Below are 16,831 nucleotides of genomic sequence, written 5' to 3'. Positions count from 1 at the left end.
GTATTATGTACGACTTAGGCGATATAGTAACAATGAAAAAGCCACATGCTTGTGGTGAGAACAGATGGGAAATTATTAGAATGGGTGCTGATTTTAAAATTAAATGTTTAAACTGTGGCCATATTGTAATGATGTCTAGAAAAGATTTCGAAAAAAAAATAAAGGGTATCAAAACAAAAGTGAAAGATGCTGACGATACTCAAGAAAATTACGTTAAGTTTTAATTATTAAGGAGATTTAAAATGTCACTAACTGCTGGAATTGTTGGATTACCTAATGTTGGTAAATCCACATTGTTTAATGCCATAACAAAAGCTGGAGCTGAAATGGCAAATTATCCGTTTGCTACAATTGAGCCTAATGTAGGAATGGTTGAAGTACCAGATAAACGTCTAAAAAGGATTGATGAAATCATACCCGCTCAAAAAATAATTCATACAACATTTGAATTCACTGATATTGCTGGAATTGTTAAAGGAGCAAGTAAAGGTGAAGGACTCGGTAATAAATTTTTAGAAAACATTAGACAAGTAGATGCAATTGTTCATGTAGTTAGAGCCTTTGATGATGACAATATTACAAGTGTGACTGGCGTTGTTGATCCTATTTCAGATATTGAAACTATTAATCTTGAACTAGGGCTTGCCGATCTTGAAAGTGTTGATAAAAGATACTCAAAAGTCGAAAAAGTAGCAAGAACAAAAGACAAAGATGCTTTAGCTGAGTTTGAAGTATTGAAGAAGATAAAACCGGTTTTGGAAGCTGGAGGTGCTGTTAGATCAATTGAATTTAATGAAGAGGAAGAAAAGATTGTAAAAGGCTTATTTTTATTAACATCAAAGCCAATTATATACGTTGCTAATATTTCTGAAGATGATATGTCAAATCCAAAAAATTCTAAATATTATCAACAAATAGTTGATTATGCACAAAAAGAAAATGCTGAGGTAATTGGTGTTTCCGCTAGAGCTGAAGAAGAAATTGCAGAATTAGATGATGAAGATCGTGCAGAATTTTTGGCAGATGCTGGTGTCAGTGAATCTGGGTTAGATAAACTAATTAAATCAAGTTATAAATTATTAGGATTAAGAACATTTTTTACAGCCGGCGGAAAAGAAACACGTGCTTGGACATTTAAAGAAGGTATGAAAGCTCCTCAAGTAGCAGGAGTAATTCATTCTGATTTTGAACGAGGATTTATTAGAGCTGAGACAATGTCATTTGAAGATTTAGATAAATATGGTAGTGAACAAGCGGTAAAAGAAGCTGGAAGGTTAAGGTCTGAAGGTAAAGAATATGAAGTTCAAGATGGTGACATTATTGAATTTAGATTTAATGTCTAGGAGGAAGAGTAGTTGAGTGAAAGCACTAGAGAAAAAAATGAAAAAATAATAAAGAAACAAGAAACCAAACAAAAAGATGTTGAAGTTAAAAATAACATTGAAGAAATGACTCAAGAAGAGTTAAACAATAAGCTAAGTAAGAAAAATACAGAATATTTATATAAATTAAAAAAAGAATTAATAGATTCTGGAAAAACTGAAGAAGAAACAGATCTACTTTTAAATGGATTAATAAAAGATATTTATCTAAATCAAATAAAGGGTATTCCAGCAAATAAATTGTTCGGTACACCTACACAAAAAGCTAATGATTTATTACATGTAAAAAAAGCACCAATAAAACAACCGTTTTGGAAAATTGCCGTTGATACTTCATTATTATTTTTAGCACTATTTGCAGCAATGTATGGAATAATGGGGATGTTTAGTAAAAACAGTAAGGGTCAAAATCAAACTGGAATTATTACACTGATATTAATTTCAGTGATGTGGGGAATAATTCTTTCTTGGTTCAATATACAAATGAAAAAAGAAAAATCCAAACGACCTAACTTACTAAAAACAATTCTTTATATGGCAGGTGGATTAATAATAATGTTTGCTGTATTAATGTTAACAACTAACTTGCCAGTGGCAATTAATCCTGTTTTAAACCCAACAATTTATTTGATAATAGCAATTGTGTCGTTTACAATTAGATATTTCTTTAGAAAAACTAATAAAATAACAACATCAACATTTTTTTAAATGATAATTAAAACTGTTAGCCTCTTGGCTAACATTTTTTTTACGAAAAAACCTTGCTTTTAAAAAAGAAAGCGATTACAATATCATTGTAAGTTGGTTGTTTGAAAAAACTAACACAAAGGAGAAAACGATGGACAGAGAAAATTTATCAGTAAAAAATAGTCATCAGGTTCCGTGGAAAGAACGTATTGCATACTCTATGAGTGATTTTGGTTGCAATACCGTATTTCAAGTTTTAGGAACATATTTTTTGGTTTTTTGTACAGATACGCTAGGTATTGCTGTAGCAGCAACTACAGGATTATTTTTAATTACAGCAATTATTGATTCTATTGATGGAGTTTTTTGGGGACAATTTATTGATAGAACTCATACCAAATGGGGTAAATCGAGACCATACTGGTTATGGTTTACAATACCATTTGTCATATTTTGTATAATGTCATTTTCTGCTCCTAAATTTATTATGGGTAGTGAATTAACGAAGGTAATTTGGATATATATCGGATATATCGGTGCTAAAATTTTATATTCAGCAATTAACATACCAGTTACTTCAATATTGCCATCACTAACATCTAATCCTCAAGAAAGAGTTGCATTATCTACAATTAGACAATTCTTTGGTAATTTTGGTTCTGCTATTTTCTTGCCACTTACATTACCAGCGGTTGCATTTTTTGGTAGTGTTTGGGGAGAAAGTAATAAGGGAACAAAATCAGCAGCAGGATGGTCAACTTGGGCAATTATATTAGGTGTTATCACAATAATAGCTATGTTTACTGCCTTTTTTGGAACTCATGAAAGAGTTGTAACAAAAGATTCACAACGTTCAGTGCCAATGAAAGAAAGTATAAAAGCTGTTAAGGGCAATTATCCTTGGTTCATTATTATTTTTATTAATTTTGTATACTGGGGAGGATTTGCAATTCGTTCAAGTGCCTTGCCATATTATTTTAAATACAACTTGGGGCAAGAAGGACTTGGTTCATTAACACTTTTAGGAACAACACTACAATTGGTAACTACGGCAATGGTACCTTTTTTCGTTAAGAAGATTGGAAAAAGAAATACTATGATGATAGGAATGATTGGAACTGTAGTATCTCAATTACTTTTATTTATGTCTGAAAAGTTAAATGGAAATGTTCCAATAATATTAATAGCTATATCAATGTTCTATTTAAGCCAAGGATTGATCGGAGCTTTAATTGCTGTTATGTTATCTGACGCAGTAGATTTCGGTGAATGGAAAAATGGAATAAGAGCAGAAGGATTTGTAACATCATTTTCATCGTTTTCTGCAAAGTTAGGAATGGGAATTGGTTCAATGATTCTTTCAACAGTTTTAACAATGGGACATTATATTGAATCCACAGGAAATAATATCCATCAATCAAGTACAGCTTTAAACGCAATTTCGCTAGGATTTATATGGATTCCATTTGTTTTATATGTTATATCTGCAATAGCTCTATGGTTTAATGATGTTGATAAGTTTGAAGATAAAATGACGAGTGATTTGGAAGAAAAACATACAAGAGAATTGGGAAATTAATAGGAGTAAGATTATGAAATTTAATGATGGTTATTGGTTGGACAAAGAACAATATATTATTGAAACACCTAAAGAGGTCTATGAATCAGTTAAGGAAAAAGATGAAAATAATAATGATTCTATAAAAGCATACGCAACTTATAAAGAATGGAATGAGCGCGGAGATACATTAAATGTAGGAAATACTACAATGAAAATCACATCACCGATGGATGATGTAATAGGTGTCAGGTTAACGCATTTTGATATTGATGATAATAATCCTAAGTATGATTTAGTTTATGCAAATAAGGTTAATTCTATAGTCAATATTGATAACGGCGAGGTTGATGGACAAGGTGCAGGCACAAAGCCTGGTAATGCTAATCTAACATCTGGAAATTTGAGTGTTGATATTCCCTTACACGATACTTTTAGAATGTCTTTCAAGTTTAAAAACAAAAAAGGAGAAATAAATGAAATAACTGCCTCAGAGTTAAATGCTCAGGGCTCAATAGATGATCTTTCTACAGGTTCTATGTACCCAGGGAGTGTCTCAGGTGCACAAATGAGTTTTCAAGATGCAATATCTTCAGGAATGAAATTGAATAGACCCAAACACTTTATGCGTGAAATGTTGAATATAGATATAGATACTAAAATTTACGGAACTGGTGAAAGATTCACACCTTTTGTTAAAAATGGACAATCAGTAGATATTATTAATAAAGATGGTGGTACGGGTTCTGAGCAATCATATAAAAATATTCCATTTTATTTAGCATGTAAGCCGGGAAGCGGGAATAATGAAGGAATTTATTACGGGGTATTTGTTAATCATAGTCAACCTGTTAGTTTTGAGTTTGCTTCGGAGAATGTACAGCGTGTGCAGTTTTCAACTGAAGGAGAACACCTTGAGTACTATGTAATTGCTGGAAATTCTGCAAAAGATGTTCTAGGAAAATTTAATAAATTAACGGGAGGAGGGACACTTCCTCCAGCATGGACATTTGGTTTATGGTTATCTACATCATTTACAACTGATTACTCAGAAAAAACTGTTATGAAATTTATCAACGGAATGGAAGAAAGAGATTTACCACTGGATGTATTTCACTTCGACTGTTTTTGGATGAAAGGGTTTGAATGGTCGAACTTTCAATGGGATAAAGAGGCCTTTCCAGATCCCGAGGGGTTACTTACAAGGCTACATAAAAAAAATCTAAAAATTTGTGTATGGATTAATCCTTATATTGCTCAAAAATCACCGTTATTCAAAGAAGGTGTAAAAAATAACTATTTTATAAAACATGAAGATGGAACCCCATGGCAGTGGGATTTGTGGCAAGCAGGAAATGCATATGTTGATTTTACTAATCCAGATGCTGTTAACTGGTATAAAGAAAAATTAAGAGCACTCTTAAAAATGGGAGTTGACTGCTTTAAAACTGATTTTGGAGAAAGAATTCCCATGCATGACGTTAAATTCTTTGATGGTTCAAACCCTCAAGGTAGCCATAATTTCTATACTAAACTTTATAATGAAGCTGTTTATGATGTATTGAAGGAAGAAAAAGGTGAAAAAGAAGCGGTAGTATTTGCGAGAAGCGCAACAGTTGGTAGCCAAAGAATGCCTATACATTGGGGAGGAGATAATGTATCAAATTACACTTCTATGGCTGATACCTTAAGAGGTGGTTTATCTTTTCTTGTAAGCGGATTTAATTTTTGGAGTCACGATATTGGTGGATTTGAAGAAAATACACCTGCTGACTTGTATAAACGTTGGACACAGTTTGGTTTACTATCTTCTCATTCTAGATATCATGGCAATATTCAGTATCGTGTTCCTTGGCTATTTGATGAAGAAGCGGTAAATGTGACACGTAAATTTACAAAACTTAAAGTTCATATGATGCCTTATTTATATTCTCAAGCTAAAAAGGCTGTAGAATTAGGAATTCCATTAATGCGTCCAATGTTTTTGGAATTCCCCAATGATCCTAATACATATAATATTGATTTACAGTATATGCTAGGAGAGAACTTACTAGTTGCTCCTGTATTTAATAAAGAAGGAAAGGTTAGATTTTATTTACCAAAGGGAGAATGGACAAGACTTGTTATGGATGAAGGAATGGAAAAGTCTATTCAATCAAATGGCGAGTGGTTTGAAGAAAAACATAGTTTTATGAGTCTTCCTTTATTTGTTAGAGAGGGACGCAATATAGAGATGGATGATTCCTTAAAACAAGCTTCTGATTTTAAAGAATCCTAAAAAATAAAAAGATTCTCATTTTTGAGAATCTTTTTATTTTACATTTTTAGATACAGGGTATATTCATCGAGACTTAAAAGTAAATGAGTAAGCAGAGATGCGCCACCATATAAAGGAGCATCTTCAGTCATTGGAGAAAGTATTAGCCTAAAATCTTCATTTTTTTGACTGAGTTCAAAATAGTTTTTATTTATTTTTTCAATTAGTTCTGGAGCTTCACCTACGATCCTGGATTGAAGAGAAATAATTTCTGGACTAAGCATTTGTTTAATATTAAAAATAATAAAAGCAATTGCCTTAGAAAAAGAATTTAAAATAGATATAGCATCTGAATCTTGTTTTTTATAAAGTGCAAGTAAATCAAGTCGATCCATATGCTTTATCTTTTTGATTTTTTTAAGCTCGTTAATTATAGCGTCTTCACTGAATACCTTTTCAATAGGAATAATTTTGTTTGAATTATTCTTTGAAGGAAAAAGAATTGAACGACCTAACTCTCCTGCTTCTCCGTGAGAACCTTTGTACAGTTTATTATTAATTATTATTCCCGCACCAATACCATTGTGGACGTTCAATGCAATTAAATTTTTTATATTGCTTGAAGTAGTAAAATCCCTCGTTGCAATAGCTGCAAGATTAGCTTCGTTTTCTAGTAGAACAGGAACGTTGAAAATACTTAATTCTTTTACTAAATCTACATTTTTCATATCTATAAAGGGAGAATCAACGACAGTATTGTTAAAAACAATACCGTTTATTGCTACTGATATTCCTAATAAGCCATTTAATGAAGGAATTTGTGTCTTTTTAATATGTTGTTTCATTAGTTCAATAATACTGTATATGTTTAAATCAATAACTGAAACAGATGTGAATGTGATTTTTTCTCCAGTAATCCAATTTGTCATTGCACGAAGGTGATGATGACCTAGTTCGAAATTGACTGTATAACCATAATTTTGATTAAATTTTATAAGGGTCGGTTTTCGACCACCACTTTCAGAACTAGTTCCTTGCCCAATTTCTGTAATGTATCCCTTTTTGTTTAATTCATTGAATAGAGAAGAAATTGTTGACTTGTTTAGTTTTAGATGATTAGCAATATCGATTCTAGAAGTACTTGGATTATTAAATAAATATTGAAGAACGTATTTTAAATTTAAATCTCGCATGGAGTCTTGGTTTATTGAACTTGGCATGGCCTGCTCCTAAATAAGAATATATTTGAATAGTTAAAGTGTACTATAAAAATAAGATTAGTGGTATTTATAAAAAGAACTTGCAATTAAATTTGAAAGGGTTTACATTATATTTATAAAGTTAGTTGTTTTAAAAAACTAACTAATATAAATATGGAGATAGTGGAGATGTTATTTAAACAAAATAAAGTAGAATTTGTTGGAAATAATGGATTAAAAGCTGGAGATGGTTTTCATTATTATAATCCTGATGAAATAATTAACGGAAAAAAAATGAGCGAGTGGCTTAAATTTTCTGTTGCTTACTGGCATACAATGGATCAAAGATTAGTAGATCCTTTCGGAGATGGGACAGCTCAAAGACCATGGGATGATATTTCTGACCCTATGGAACAAGCATTAGCAAAAGTAGATTATCTGTTTGAATTTTTGGAAAAAATGAATGTTGAATATTTTGCATTTCATGATCGTGACTTAGCACCAGAAGGTAAAACTTTGCGTGAAACTAATGAAAATTTAGATAAAGTTGTTGATAAGATTGTTCAAAAAATGGAACAAACAGGTAAAAAGGTTCTTTGGAACACTTCTAGCTTGTTTACTAATCCTAGATTTGTTGCTGGTGGAGCAACAGCGCCATTTGCAGATATACTAGCTTATTCAGCAGCACAAATAAAACATTCGTTAGAAATAGCAAAACGAGTAAACTCAAGAAATTATGTGTTCTGGGGCGGAAGAGAAGGCTATGAATCACTATTAAATACCGATATGAAACGTGAACAAGAACACATTGCAAAATTCTTTAGAATGGCTAAAGATTATGCTAATGAAATTGGTTATACTGGACAATTTTTACTTGAACCTAAACCAAAAGAACCAACCTCACATCAATATGATACTGATGCAGCAACAACAATAGCTTTTCTTAAAGAATATGGTTTAGAAGATATATTTAAACTTAACCTTGAAGGAAATCATGCCTATCTTGCAGGTCATACTTATGAGCATGAAGTTAGAGTTGCTAGAGATGCTGGTTTGTTAGGATCTTTAGATGCCAACATGGGAGACAAGTTGATTGGATGGGATATTGATGAATTCCCTAATGATATTTATGAAGCAACGTTAGTAATGTATGAGATGCTTAAAGACGGTGGACTAAAGACAGGTGGTTTAAACTTTGATGCTAAACCTCGCCGTCAATCATTTACAATGGACGATTTATTCTTAGCACATACAGCGGGTATGGATACTTATGCAGCAGGATTAAAAGTTGCCAGTCGTTTACTTGAAGATAAAGTATTTGATAATGTAATTACAGATAGATATAGTTCATTTGATTCTGGAATTGGTGCTGACTTTGAATCTGGAGAAGTTACATTTAAAGAGTTGGAAGAATATATAATTGATATACCACAAGAAAAATTAATCGAATCGACTAAATCTGGTCATTTAGAGCAACTTAAAGCAACATTGAATAATTATATTTTTTCAACTTTAGGAAAATAGTTTGAAAGAGCAAATAGACATAATCTGTTTGCTTTTTTAATAATATTGTGAGGTATTCAAATATGAAAGTAGTTTTAGGAGTGGATTTAGGAACTAGTTCGGTAAAAGTTTCAGCTTTAAATAAATCAGGAAAAATAGTTGCGCAGGAAAGTTATGATTATCCAGTGTTTCAAGAACGTCCCGGATATTCTGAACAAAATCCAGAAGATTGGGTCTTGGGAACAACGGTTGCAATTGTTAGATTGTTATTAAATGACGGGATAAAGTCTGATGAAATAGAGGGGATTTCGTATTCGGGACAAATGCATGGATTGGTTTTATTAGATAAAGAAAACAAAGTTATTCGTCCAGCAATTTTATGGAATGATACAAGAACTACTACACAGGTTAAAGAAATTGAAGAAAAAATGGGCAATAGGTTTATTGATATTACAGGAAACAGAGCTCTTGAAGGATTTACATTACCTAAAATTTTGTGGGTTAAAGAAAATGAGCCAGAATTGTTTGCAAAAACAAAAACTATTTTATTACCTAAAGACTATGTGAGATTTAAAATGACTGGAAAATTAGGAATGGATTACTCAGATGCAGCAGGAACTGTTGTATTAGATGTTAAGAATAAACAATGGTCAGATGAGATAATATCTGTCTTTCAGCTACCTAGAGAAGTTTTTCCTAAATTAATTGAATCAGTTGAAGAAGTTGGAACAATTACAAAAAATTTTGCTGAATTTTCTGGATTATCCACTAAAACAAAGGTTTTTGGAGGTGCTGCTGATAATGCTGCTGGTGCAGTTGGTGCAGGAATCTTAAAATCTAATACAATCATGAGTTCTATTGGAACTTCAGGTGTGTTATTGAAGTATGAAAAGAATCAGTCGGTTGACTATCATGGTAAAGTTCACTTTTTCAATCATGCAATACCTAATAGTTATTATGCTATGGGAGTAACACTTTCAGCTGGTGATGCAAATTCTTGGTTTAAAAAGGCCTTTGGTGAAGATTATTCATTTGCTGAATGGGTTGAGCTCGCTAAAAAATCGACTGTCGGTTCAAATGGATTAATATTTACTCCATATATTTCTGGAGAAAGAACTCCTTATGCTGATGCAGATATACGCGGTAGTTTTGTTGGCATTGATCGAATGCATAAAAAAGGAGATTTTATCAGGGCAGTACTAGAAGGAATTGTCTTTAGCTTCAAAGATATCTTAAAGATATTTGAGGAAAAGAGTAATAGTATAGATACAGTTATTGCTATTGGTGGTGGTGCAAAAAGTGAATTATGGCTCCAAATTCAAGCTGATATTTTTAATAAAAAGGTTGTTACATTAAAAAATGAACAAGGACCTGGATTAGGTGCTGCTATGATTGCTGCCAATGGTGTTGGTTGGTTTGATACTTTGCAAGGTGCTGTTGATACGTTCGTTAGTTACAATAAAGTTTATATTCCAAATGAATCAAATGTAAGAAAATATGCTGAAGTATATGAAATATATAACAAAATATATGAGCAGACAAAAGATGTTAGTCATGAATTAATGGACTTTAGAAGATCTATGAATAAATAGAATATAATTTGAATATCATAAAAGACGAGAATTTATCCAATTATGAAACGTTGACCTCAATTTATTTTCTACGTATACTAGATAATAAACTTTTAGGAGGGTACGACTTTGTCAAATTGGGATAATAAGTTTAAAAAGAAGGGGTACACATTTGATGATGTACTTTTAATACCAGCGGAGAGTCATGTTTTACCTAATGATGCTGATTTATCAACTAAGTTAGGGAAGAATCTAAATTTAAAAACACCTATATTAAGTGCCGGAATGGATACAGTTACTGAATCTAAGATGGCAATAGCAATGGCTCGACAAGGTGGAATGGGCGTAATACATAAGAATATGTCTATTGAACAGCAGGCTGAAGAAGTGAGAAAAGTTAAACGTTCAGAAAGTGGAGTTATAACAGATCCTTTCTTTTTAACTGCTGATCGCTTAGTTTCTGAAGCAGATAAATTAATGGGACAATATAGAATTTCAGGTGTTCCAATAGTTGATTCACCAGAGTCAAAAAAACTAGTTGGTGTAATAACTAATCGTGATTTGCGTTTCATAAATGATTATAATATTCCAATTTCAAAAGTAATGACTTCTGAAAAACTTATAACGGCTCCAGCAAAAACCAGTTTGCAAGAAGCTGAAAAAATACTTCAAAAAAATCGTATTGAAAAGCTTCCTTTGGTTGATGAAAAAGGCGAATTAACAGGACTAATTACAATTAAAGATATTGAAAATGTTTTGCAATATCCTAATTCTGCAAAAGATAAAGACGGTAGATTATTAGTAGGTGCTGCAGTTGGTGTAACTAGTGATACTTTTGACAGAGCTGATGCATTAATTAAAGCTGGTGTTGATGCTATTATTGTAGATACAGCTCATGGTCATTCAGCAGGAGTTCTTAGAAAAATTTCTGAAATTAGAAATTCATACAAAGATATTACTTTGATTGCTGGAAACGTTGCTACAGCTGAAGGTACTAAAGCTTTATTTGATGCAGGAGTGGATGTAGTAAAAGTAGGAATAGGTCCTGGATCAATTTGTACAACAAGAGTGGTTGCTGGAGTTGGTGTTCCACAAATCACTGCTATCTATGATGCTGCTAATGTAGCTAAAGAATATGGTAAACAAATCATTGCTGATGGTGGTATTAAATATTCAGGAGATATAGTAAAAGCCCTTGCTGCTGGAGGAAATGCGGTAATGTTAGGTAGCATGTTAGCTGGTACTGATGAAACTCCAGGGGAGTTTGAAATTTTTCATGGTCGTCGTTTTAAAACGTACCGCGGTATGGGTAGTTTGGCTGCAATGTCTCATGGATCAGCTGATCGTTATTTCCAAGGTGGAGTAAATGAAGCTAAAAAGTTAGTCCCTGAAGGAATTGAAGGAAGAGTTGCTTATAAAGGAACTCTAGCTGATGTTATTTTTCAACAAGTAGGTGGTATTCGTTCTGGTATGGGATATGTTGGTGCAGCCAATTTAGAAGAATTAAGAGAAAACGCTCAATTTGTTGAAATAACTGGAGCTGGCTTAGTTGAATCACACCCACATGATGTACAAATTACAAAAGAGGCTCCTAACTATAGTGCAGAAAAATAAGGCCGAAAGGCCTTTTTTTGTGTAAACAATTAGTTTCTTGTTAAAAGATATAAGTCATTGTAGATTTGTATTATCAATTTAGGAGAAGATATTATGGATCTAGGAAATACGTTAAAAAAATATCGTGAAAATAATAATTATTCACAAGAAGAATTGGCAAAGAAATTGTTTGTAACTAGGCAGGCAATCTCTAGATGGGAAAATAATAAAACAATTCCAGGAGTTCAAATATTAATGCAACTTTCAGATCTATATAACATTTCTGTTGATAATTTTTTGAAAGAAGGGAATTATGAAGTGGCTAATCAAATAGACAAAGAAGTTAGACAATCAAAATTACTTAAAAAAATAATATTATTTTGTATAGGTATCTGCTTTATTTTTTTAGGAATTTTAAGCTATGGGAGAAAAAATCAAATAGAAGTTATTGATCGATTTAATCCATTTTTAAAAAAGGAAATTAGTTATGCGATAGTTCCCCAAAAAACACCAACAAAAATTGTAGAAGTAGTCGTAAATGGAAAAAAAGAAAAGGAAAAAAGATTTTTACCTATTACAACGTGGGTTACGAATAATTCCTTTGGAGAAGGGGAATGGATAACTTTTGATATTGGAATGATTCCTGAAAAAAGTCAGAACTATGTAGTTTTACAGCATAAAGGGTCATATGTTAAATCTGTCAGGTTAATTACTCGAAAAGAAATCCCAACCCTAGTTAAAATTAACATACCGGATGAATATTATAAGTTTAATAAAAATGCTGAACCAACTGGTGGGCACTATAATCCGTTTATTTAACTCTAAAGCATTGAACTATTCCATATATTAAAAATCCGCCACTAAATATTTTTAATAATTGAGAAATGAAAATAATTCTAGTACTGCTGTGTGTAATAAAATCATTTTTTGAAAGTGTAAAAAATAATATTATGGCTGAAAAAATGATAATTAAGATAAATCTTGCTCTCTTTTTTATAAAATTCATTTAATTTATACCTTTTATTAGTTGTTTTTTGAATGTTTGATATAATATTATCATATGAACGAAATACAACGTAAATTTGAGGGGATGTATTATGAAAATTTTGGTTGTTGATGATGATAAAGAGATTGTTGAATTATTAAGTATCTATGTAAAAAATGAAGGATACGAACCTGTCACAGCATACTCTGGTCAAGAAGCTATTGATCAACTGGAAAAAAATCCTGATATTGCATTAATGATACTAGATGTTATGATGCCTAATATGACGGGAATTGAAGTTATCAAAACGGTTAGAAAAAATTCCCAAATTCCTATTATAATTGTCTCAGCTAAAACAGCTGATATGGATAAAATTCAAGGCCTAATAACAGGAGCAGACGACTACGTTTCAAAACCTTTTAACCCGCTTGAAGTCATGGCTCGCGTTAAGTCACTTCTTAGGAGAAGTGAACAACAAGCTGCACAAGAAGTCCCTGATAAATTAGAAATTGGACCTATAACTATAAATAAAGATTCTCATGAAGTTTTAACTTCTGATGGAAAAAAAGTTCAACTAACTGCTCTTGAATTTGGAGTTCTTTATTTACTAGCCAGCCATCCCAACAGAGTTTTTTCGGCTGATGAAATTTTTGAACGTGTTTGGAAGCAAGAAAGTGTCATATCTGCTAAAACAGTCATGGTTCATGTTAGTCATTTAAGAGATAAATTAGAAGAAGCAACAGATGGTGAAAAAGTTATCGAAACTGTTTGGGGTGTGGGTTACAAAGTGGAGGTCTAACTTTAGATGAATAAAAAAAGTATTAGACTCACAGGTCGACAAAAAGGCGTGTTAATCCTAATAGGGATTGGCACTTTTTTGTTATTATCTACAACTGAATTATTTTTATTCTATCCATTGTTTAAAATGGATGTTATTTTTAGCTTAATAACAAGTAATGATATTGTCTCTCAAGCTTTGGTTATAAGTAGATGGATTTTTTTGTTATTACTTAACTTAGCGATTACATTATTACAAGTTAGAAGAAGATATAAAAAGTATGAAGTAAGATACGTAACTAATGCCGTACACCAAAGCATTGATGTAAACATGAAAAAGTTAGATATAAAAGTAAATAGAGATCTTCAAAATACAGTAAATGCAATTAATATGCTGATTGAGAACATGACTAAACTAGTTGAAGATGAAAGAAATCTTGAAAAAAGTAAGGATGAATTAATTACAAATGTTAGTCATGATATTAGAACCCCTCTTACATCTGTAATTGGATACTTAGGATTGATCGAAAATTCCCCAGACTTAGCAAAAAAAGATATTTATAAATATACTCATATTGCTTTTTTAAAGGCTCAGCAAATGCAAGGATTAGTCAATGACTTATTTGATTATACGAATGCACAACATTCTGATGCTATATTAAACGTTAACGAATTTGATATGGGGCAATTGATGGAACAATTTTCAGCTGAATATGAATTAGAAGCTAAACGTAAGGGAATTGAGATTATTTCAAGAACAAGTCCACAAAGTTTTAAAATGAAAGCTGATACTGATAAATTGGGAAGAGTATTTAATAATTTGATTTCTAATGCTTTTAAATATGGACAAGGTGCAAGACATATTTGGTTAGAGGCTGTAAAAGATGAAAAATTTGCAGTAATAAGAATTTCAAATGATGGCAAAAAAATTCCTGAAGATTCTTTAAGTCAATTATTTGAAAGGTTTTACAGAGTTGAAGAATCAAGGTCTAAGGAAACCGGTGGTACAGGGTTAGGTTTGGCAATTGCTCAAAGTATGGTTCAAATGCACGGAGGGAAAATCTCGGTAGAATCTAATGATAAAAAAACAAGTTTTATAATATATTTACCTTTGAATCCAACAAACTAAAAGAGGACTTAAAATGAATATTTCCATAGATGAAGCAATACAGATTTTAAAGCAACATGATTTATTAGTTAAAAGTGAGCTGATTTCTCAAAAAAATGCCGATTATATAAGTTACAATTCAAAAGATATAAAAGATAACACTCTTTTCTTTTGTAAGGGTGCTTCTTTTAAAGAAGAATATTTGATTGATGCAGTGAATAAAGGTGTAACAACTTATATTTCTGAAGTTGAATATTCAGTAAAAAACGTAAATAAGATTATTGTTAAAGATATTCAAAAGGCAATGTCTTTATTAAGCGCATTATATTTTAAAAATCCTCAAGATAACCTATTCATTATTGCTTATACAGGTACTAAAGGAAAGACAACGTCATCTTATTTAACTTATACAATTTTAGAAAAAATGAATAATAAAAAAACTGCATTATTTTCTACAATGGATAGAATTGTAGGAAAAAAAGCAGGAATGAAATTTAAATCAGATTTGACTACTCCTGAATCTTTAGACTTGTTTAGAGATATGAGAAATGCAGTAGATAATGGGATGACACATTTGGTGATGGAAGTTTCGTCACAAGCATATAAAAAAAATCGTGTTTATAATTTGAAATATGATGTTGGAATATTTTTAAACATTTCACCTGATCATATTGGAAAAAATGAGCATCCAACTTTTGAAGACTACCTATATTGTAAGAAACAAATAATGGCTAATTCAAAAATTTGTATAATAAATAAGGACACTGATCATTTTGATGAGGTGTTAAAAGAAGCTCAAGCTCACGTTTCAGAAGAAAAAATTTATTTATATTCACAAAAAGATGATGTAGTAGATTTCAAATTTAGTGATATAAAAACAGTTCCAACAAAGGGAAAATTTAAGATCTCTTCACAATCAGATAAAGCTAAGAAAATGAATGTGGATGATGAATATGTGGTTAATATTCCTGGAATATTTAACGAGAGTAATTCTGTTGCCGCTTTAATATCAACAGCACTTGCAGGTGCTTCTAAAGAAAATATTAAGCAAGGGCTAAGTACTACTGTTGTTCCTGGAAGAATGGAAGTAATTGAAACAAAAAATCACGGATATGTTTATGTAGACTATGCTCATAACTATGCAAGTATGAAAGCGTTGTTGAGTTTTGCAATTGGAAATCACCCAAAGTCTAAAATTATTGTGGTTGTTGGAAGTACTGGTGACAAGGGTATTTCTAGAAGAGAAGGATTTGCAAAGGCTCTAAGTGAATATGCAAATATTGCGTTTTTAACAACAGATGATCCGGGCTTTGAAGATCCTCAAAAAATTTGTGAAGAAATTGATTCAAAGATTGACCATAAAAAAGTTAAAGTAAATATTGTTTTAGACAGGATAGAAGCAATAAGTGAGGCATTAGAAATGAGCAATAAAGAAAGTGTTGTTATAATAGCTGGGAAGGGTGCAGACCCTTATCAAAAAATAAAAGGTATTGATACTCCTTATCCAACGGATTCAGTAGTTGCTCGCACTGTTTTAGATGATATTGACTAATTATTAAGAAATTATCACGAAATAATAAAAATCGCTTGTGTTACAGAAATGTTACAGTTATGATAAGAGAGTGTTAAGGAGGAGCCAATTATGATAAAAAAGATTTCAATAATAGCTTTAAGTGTAGTAGGTATTGCACTGGCTGGATGCAGCAATCAGACTAGTGATAACGCTAGTCAAAGTGATAGTAAACCTAAAACTGAAAATACAGTAAGCGACAAGAAAAGTAGCACCTCAAAAGATACAAATAGTAAAACAAAAGTAACTGACAATAATTTTAAAAAATCAGAACCAGGTAATAATTCTGATGTAAATAATGCAACACAAAATAACAGTCAACAAAGTAATAACAAGCAAAACGGTAATCAGCAAAATGATGCCCAACAAAGCAATAATCAACAAGCTAATGATAACAATACACAAAAGGTTACAATTTCAAGTGGACAACAAGCAGTTACATATTTGTTGGATAAGTTAACAAATATTGATAAGACTCAAGTTTCAGGACTTTATAATGGTACTGTAACTGATGATAATGGTGCTTCAGCTTATTTGATAAATATTTATCATAAAGGTCAATCAGCTCCATTTACTGCATACAGAGTTTACTCAAATGGCGTATATACACAAGTTTGGTAATAGTTTAAGATAGATAAGTA

General features: G+C 31.6%; 13 protein-coding genes and 1 pseudogene. 13 read left to right on the top strand and 1 reads right to left on the bottom strand.

Annotated features, from left to right (window positions below):
• Nucleotides 1-5: 5 nt before the first annotated feature.
• The 5 genes from ACUV9F_RS07335 (at nucleotide 6) to yicI (ending at nucleotide 5,905) form a co-directional block, all read left to right on the top strand.
• Complete coding sequence (locus ACUV9F_RS07335; protein WP_446183620.1) at nucleotides 6-224, top strand: DUF951 domain-containing protein; 219 nt, start codon at nucleotides 6-8, stop codon at nucleotides 222-224.
• Nucleotides 225-242: 18 nt separating this feature from the next.
• Nucleotides 243-1,343 (top strand): redox-regulated ATPase YchF, encoded by a 1,101-nt coding sequence (gene ychF, locus ACUV9F_RS07330; RefSeq protein WP_446183619.1) that lies wholly within the window; start codon nucleotides 243-245, stop codon nucleotides 1,341-1,343.
• Between the two features lie 12 nt (nucleotides 1,344-1,355).
• Nucleotides 1,356-2,090, top strand: coding sequence for a DUF1129 domain-containing protein (locus ACUV9F_RS07325; RefSeq protein WP_446183618.1), 735 nt, complete (start codon nucleotides 1,356-1,358; stop codon nucleotides 2,088-2,090).
• A 130-nt stretch (nucleotides 2,091-2,220) separates the two neighbouring features.
• Complete coding sequence (locus ACUV9F_RS07320; protein ID WP_446183617.1) at nucleotides 2,221-3,648, top strand: glycoside-pentoside-hexuronide (GPH):cation symporter; 1,428 nt, start codon at nucleotides 2,221-2,223, stop codon at nucleotides 3,646-3,648.
• Between the two features lie 13 nt (nucleotides 3,649-3,661).
• Nucleotides 3,662-5,905, top strand: coding sequence for an alpha-xylosidase (gene yicI, locus ACUV9F_RS07315; protein ID WP_446183616.1), 2,244 nt, complete (start codon nucleotides 3,662-3,664; stop codon nucleotides 5,903-5,905).
• Between the two features lie 38 nt (nucleotides 5,906-5,943).
• Here yicI and ACUV9F_RS07310 read toward each other — a convergent pair whose 3' ends face one another.
• The gene (locus tag ACUV9F_RS07310; RefSeq protein WP_446183615.1) at nucleotides 5,944-7,104 is read right to left on the bottom strand and encodes an ROK family transcriptional regulator; all 1,161 of its coding nucleotides are present in this window, start codon (nucleotides 7,102-7,104) and stop codon (nucleotides 5,944-5,946) included.
• 153 nt (nucleotides 7,105-7,257) lie between these two features.
• On the opposite strand from ACUV9F_RS07310, the pseudogene xylA reads away from it, so the two are divergent.
• The 8 genes and pseudogenes from xylA to ACUV9F_RS07270 form a co-directional block, all read left to right on the top strand.
• Nucleotides 7,258-8,604: pseudogene (xylA, locus tag ACUV9F_RS07305) on the top strand (xylose isomerase); the annotation flags it as partial.
• A 65-nt stretch (nucleotides 8,605-8,669) separates the two neighbouring features.
• Complete coding sequence (xylB, locus tag ACUV9F_RS07300) at nucleotides 8,670-10,178, top strand: xylulokinase (protein ID WP_446183614.1); 1,509 nt, start codon at nucleotides 8,670-8,672, stop codon at nucleotides 10,176-10,178.
• Between the two features lie 108 nt (nucleotides 10,179-10,286).
• The gene (gene guaB / locus ACUV9F_RS07295) at nucleotides 10,287-11,771 is read left to right on the top strand and encodes an IMP dehydrogenase (RefSeq protein WP_446183613.1); all 1,485 of its coding nucleotides are present in this window, start codon (nucleotides 10,287-10,289) and stop codon (nucleotides 11,769-11,771) included.
• Between the two features lie 93 nt (nucleotides 11,772-11,864).
• Nucleotides 11,865-12,569 (top strand): helix-turn-helix domain-containing protein, encoded by a 705-nt coding sequence (locus ACUV9F_RS07290; RefSeq protein ID WP_446183612.1) that lies wholly within the window; start codon nucleotides 11,865-11,867, stop codon nucleotides 12,567-12,569.
• 278 nt (nucleotides 12,570-12,847) lie between these two features.
• Entirely contained in the window at nucleotides 12,848-13,534 is a 687-nt protein-coding gene (locus ACUV9F_RS07285; RefSeq protein WP_446183611.1) for a response regulator transcription factor, read from the top strand.
• 6 nt (nucleotides 13,535-13,540) lie between these two features.
• On the top strand, nucleotides 13,541-14,641 hold the full coding sequence (locus ACUV9F_RS07280) for a sensor histidine kinase (protein ID WP_446183610.1): 1,101 nt from the start codon (nucleotides 13,541-13,543) through the stop codon (nucleotides 14,639-14,641).
• 13 nt (nucleotides 14,642-14,654) lie between these two features.
• Complete coding sequence (locus tag ACUV9F_RS07275) at nucleotides 14,655-16,172, top strand: UDP-N-acetylmuramoyl-L-alanyl-D-glutamate--2,6-diaminopimelate ligase (protein WP_446183609.1); 1,518 nt, start codon at nucleotides 14,655-14,657, stop codon at nucleotides 16,170-16,172.
• 90 nt (nucleotides 16,173-16,262) lie between these two features.
• The gene (locus ACUV9F_RS07270; RefSeq protein WP_446183608.1) at nucleotides 16,263-16,811 is read left to right on the top strand and encodes a hypothetical protein; all 549 of its coding nucleotides are present in this window, start codon (nucleotides 16,263-16,265) and stop codon (nucleotides 16,809-16,811) included.
• Nucleotides 16,812-16,831 lie beyond the last annotated feature (20 nt).

The sequence above is a fragment of the Daquilactobacillus linshuiensis genome (genome assembly GCF_052828685.1).
This window is presented reverse-complemented; position numbering and strand designations above follow the sequence as displayed.

Excerpts from the sequence above, each read along its gene's own strand:
- ACUV9F_RS07335 (WP_446183620.1), top strand. The coding sequence starts at position 6 with ATGTACGACTTAGGCGATATAGTAACAATGAAAAAGCCACATGCTTGT.
- ychF (WP_446183619.1), top strand. The coding sequence starts at position 243 with ATGTCACTAACTGCTGGAATTGTTGGATTACCTAATGTTGGTAAATCC.
- ACUV9F_RS07320 (WP_446183617.1), top strand. The coding sequence starts at position 2,221 with ATGGACAGAGAAAATTTATCAGTAAAAAATAGTCATCAGGTTCCGTGG.
- yicI (WP_446183616.1), top strand. The coding sequence starts at position 3,662 with ATGAAATTTAATGATGGTTATTGGTTGGACAAAGAACAATATATTATT.
- ACUV9F_RS07310 (WP_446183615.1), bottom strand. The coding sequence starts at position 7,104 with ATGCCAAGTTCAATAAACCAAGACTCCATGCGAGATTTAAATTTAAAA.
- xylB (WP_446183614.1), top strand. The coding sequence starts at position 8,670 with ATGAAAGTAGTTTTAGGAGTGGATTTAGGAACTAGTTCGGTAAAAGTT.
- ACUV9F_RS07290 (WP_446183612.1), top strand. The coding sequence starts at position 11,865 with ATGGATCTAGGAAATACGTTAAAAAAATATCGTGAAAATAATAATTAT.
- ACUV9F_RS07285 (WP_446183611.1), top strand. The coding sequence starts at position 12,848 with ATGAAAATTTTGGTTGTTGATGATGATAAAGAGATTGTTGAATTATTA.
- ACUV9F_RS07280 (WP_446183610.1), top strand. The coding sequence starts at position 13,541 with ATGAATAAAAAAAGTATTAGACTCACAGGTCGACAAAAAGGCGTGTTA.
- ACUV9F_RS07275 (WP_446183609.1), top strand. The coding sequence starts at position 14,655 with ATGAATATTTCCATAGATGAAGCAATACAGATTTTAAAGCAACATGAT.
- ACUV9F_RS07270 (WP_446183608.1), top strand. The coding sequence starts at position 16,263 with ATGATAAAAAAGATTTCAATAATAGCTTTAAGTGTAGTAGGTATTGCA.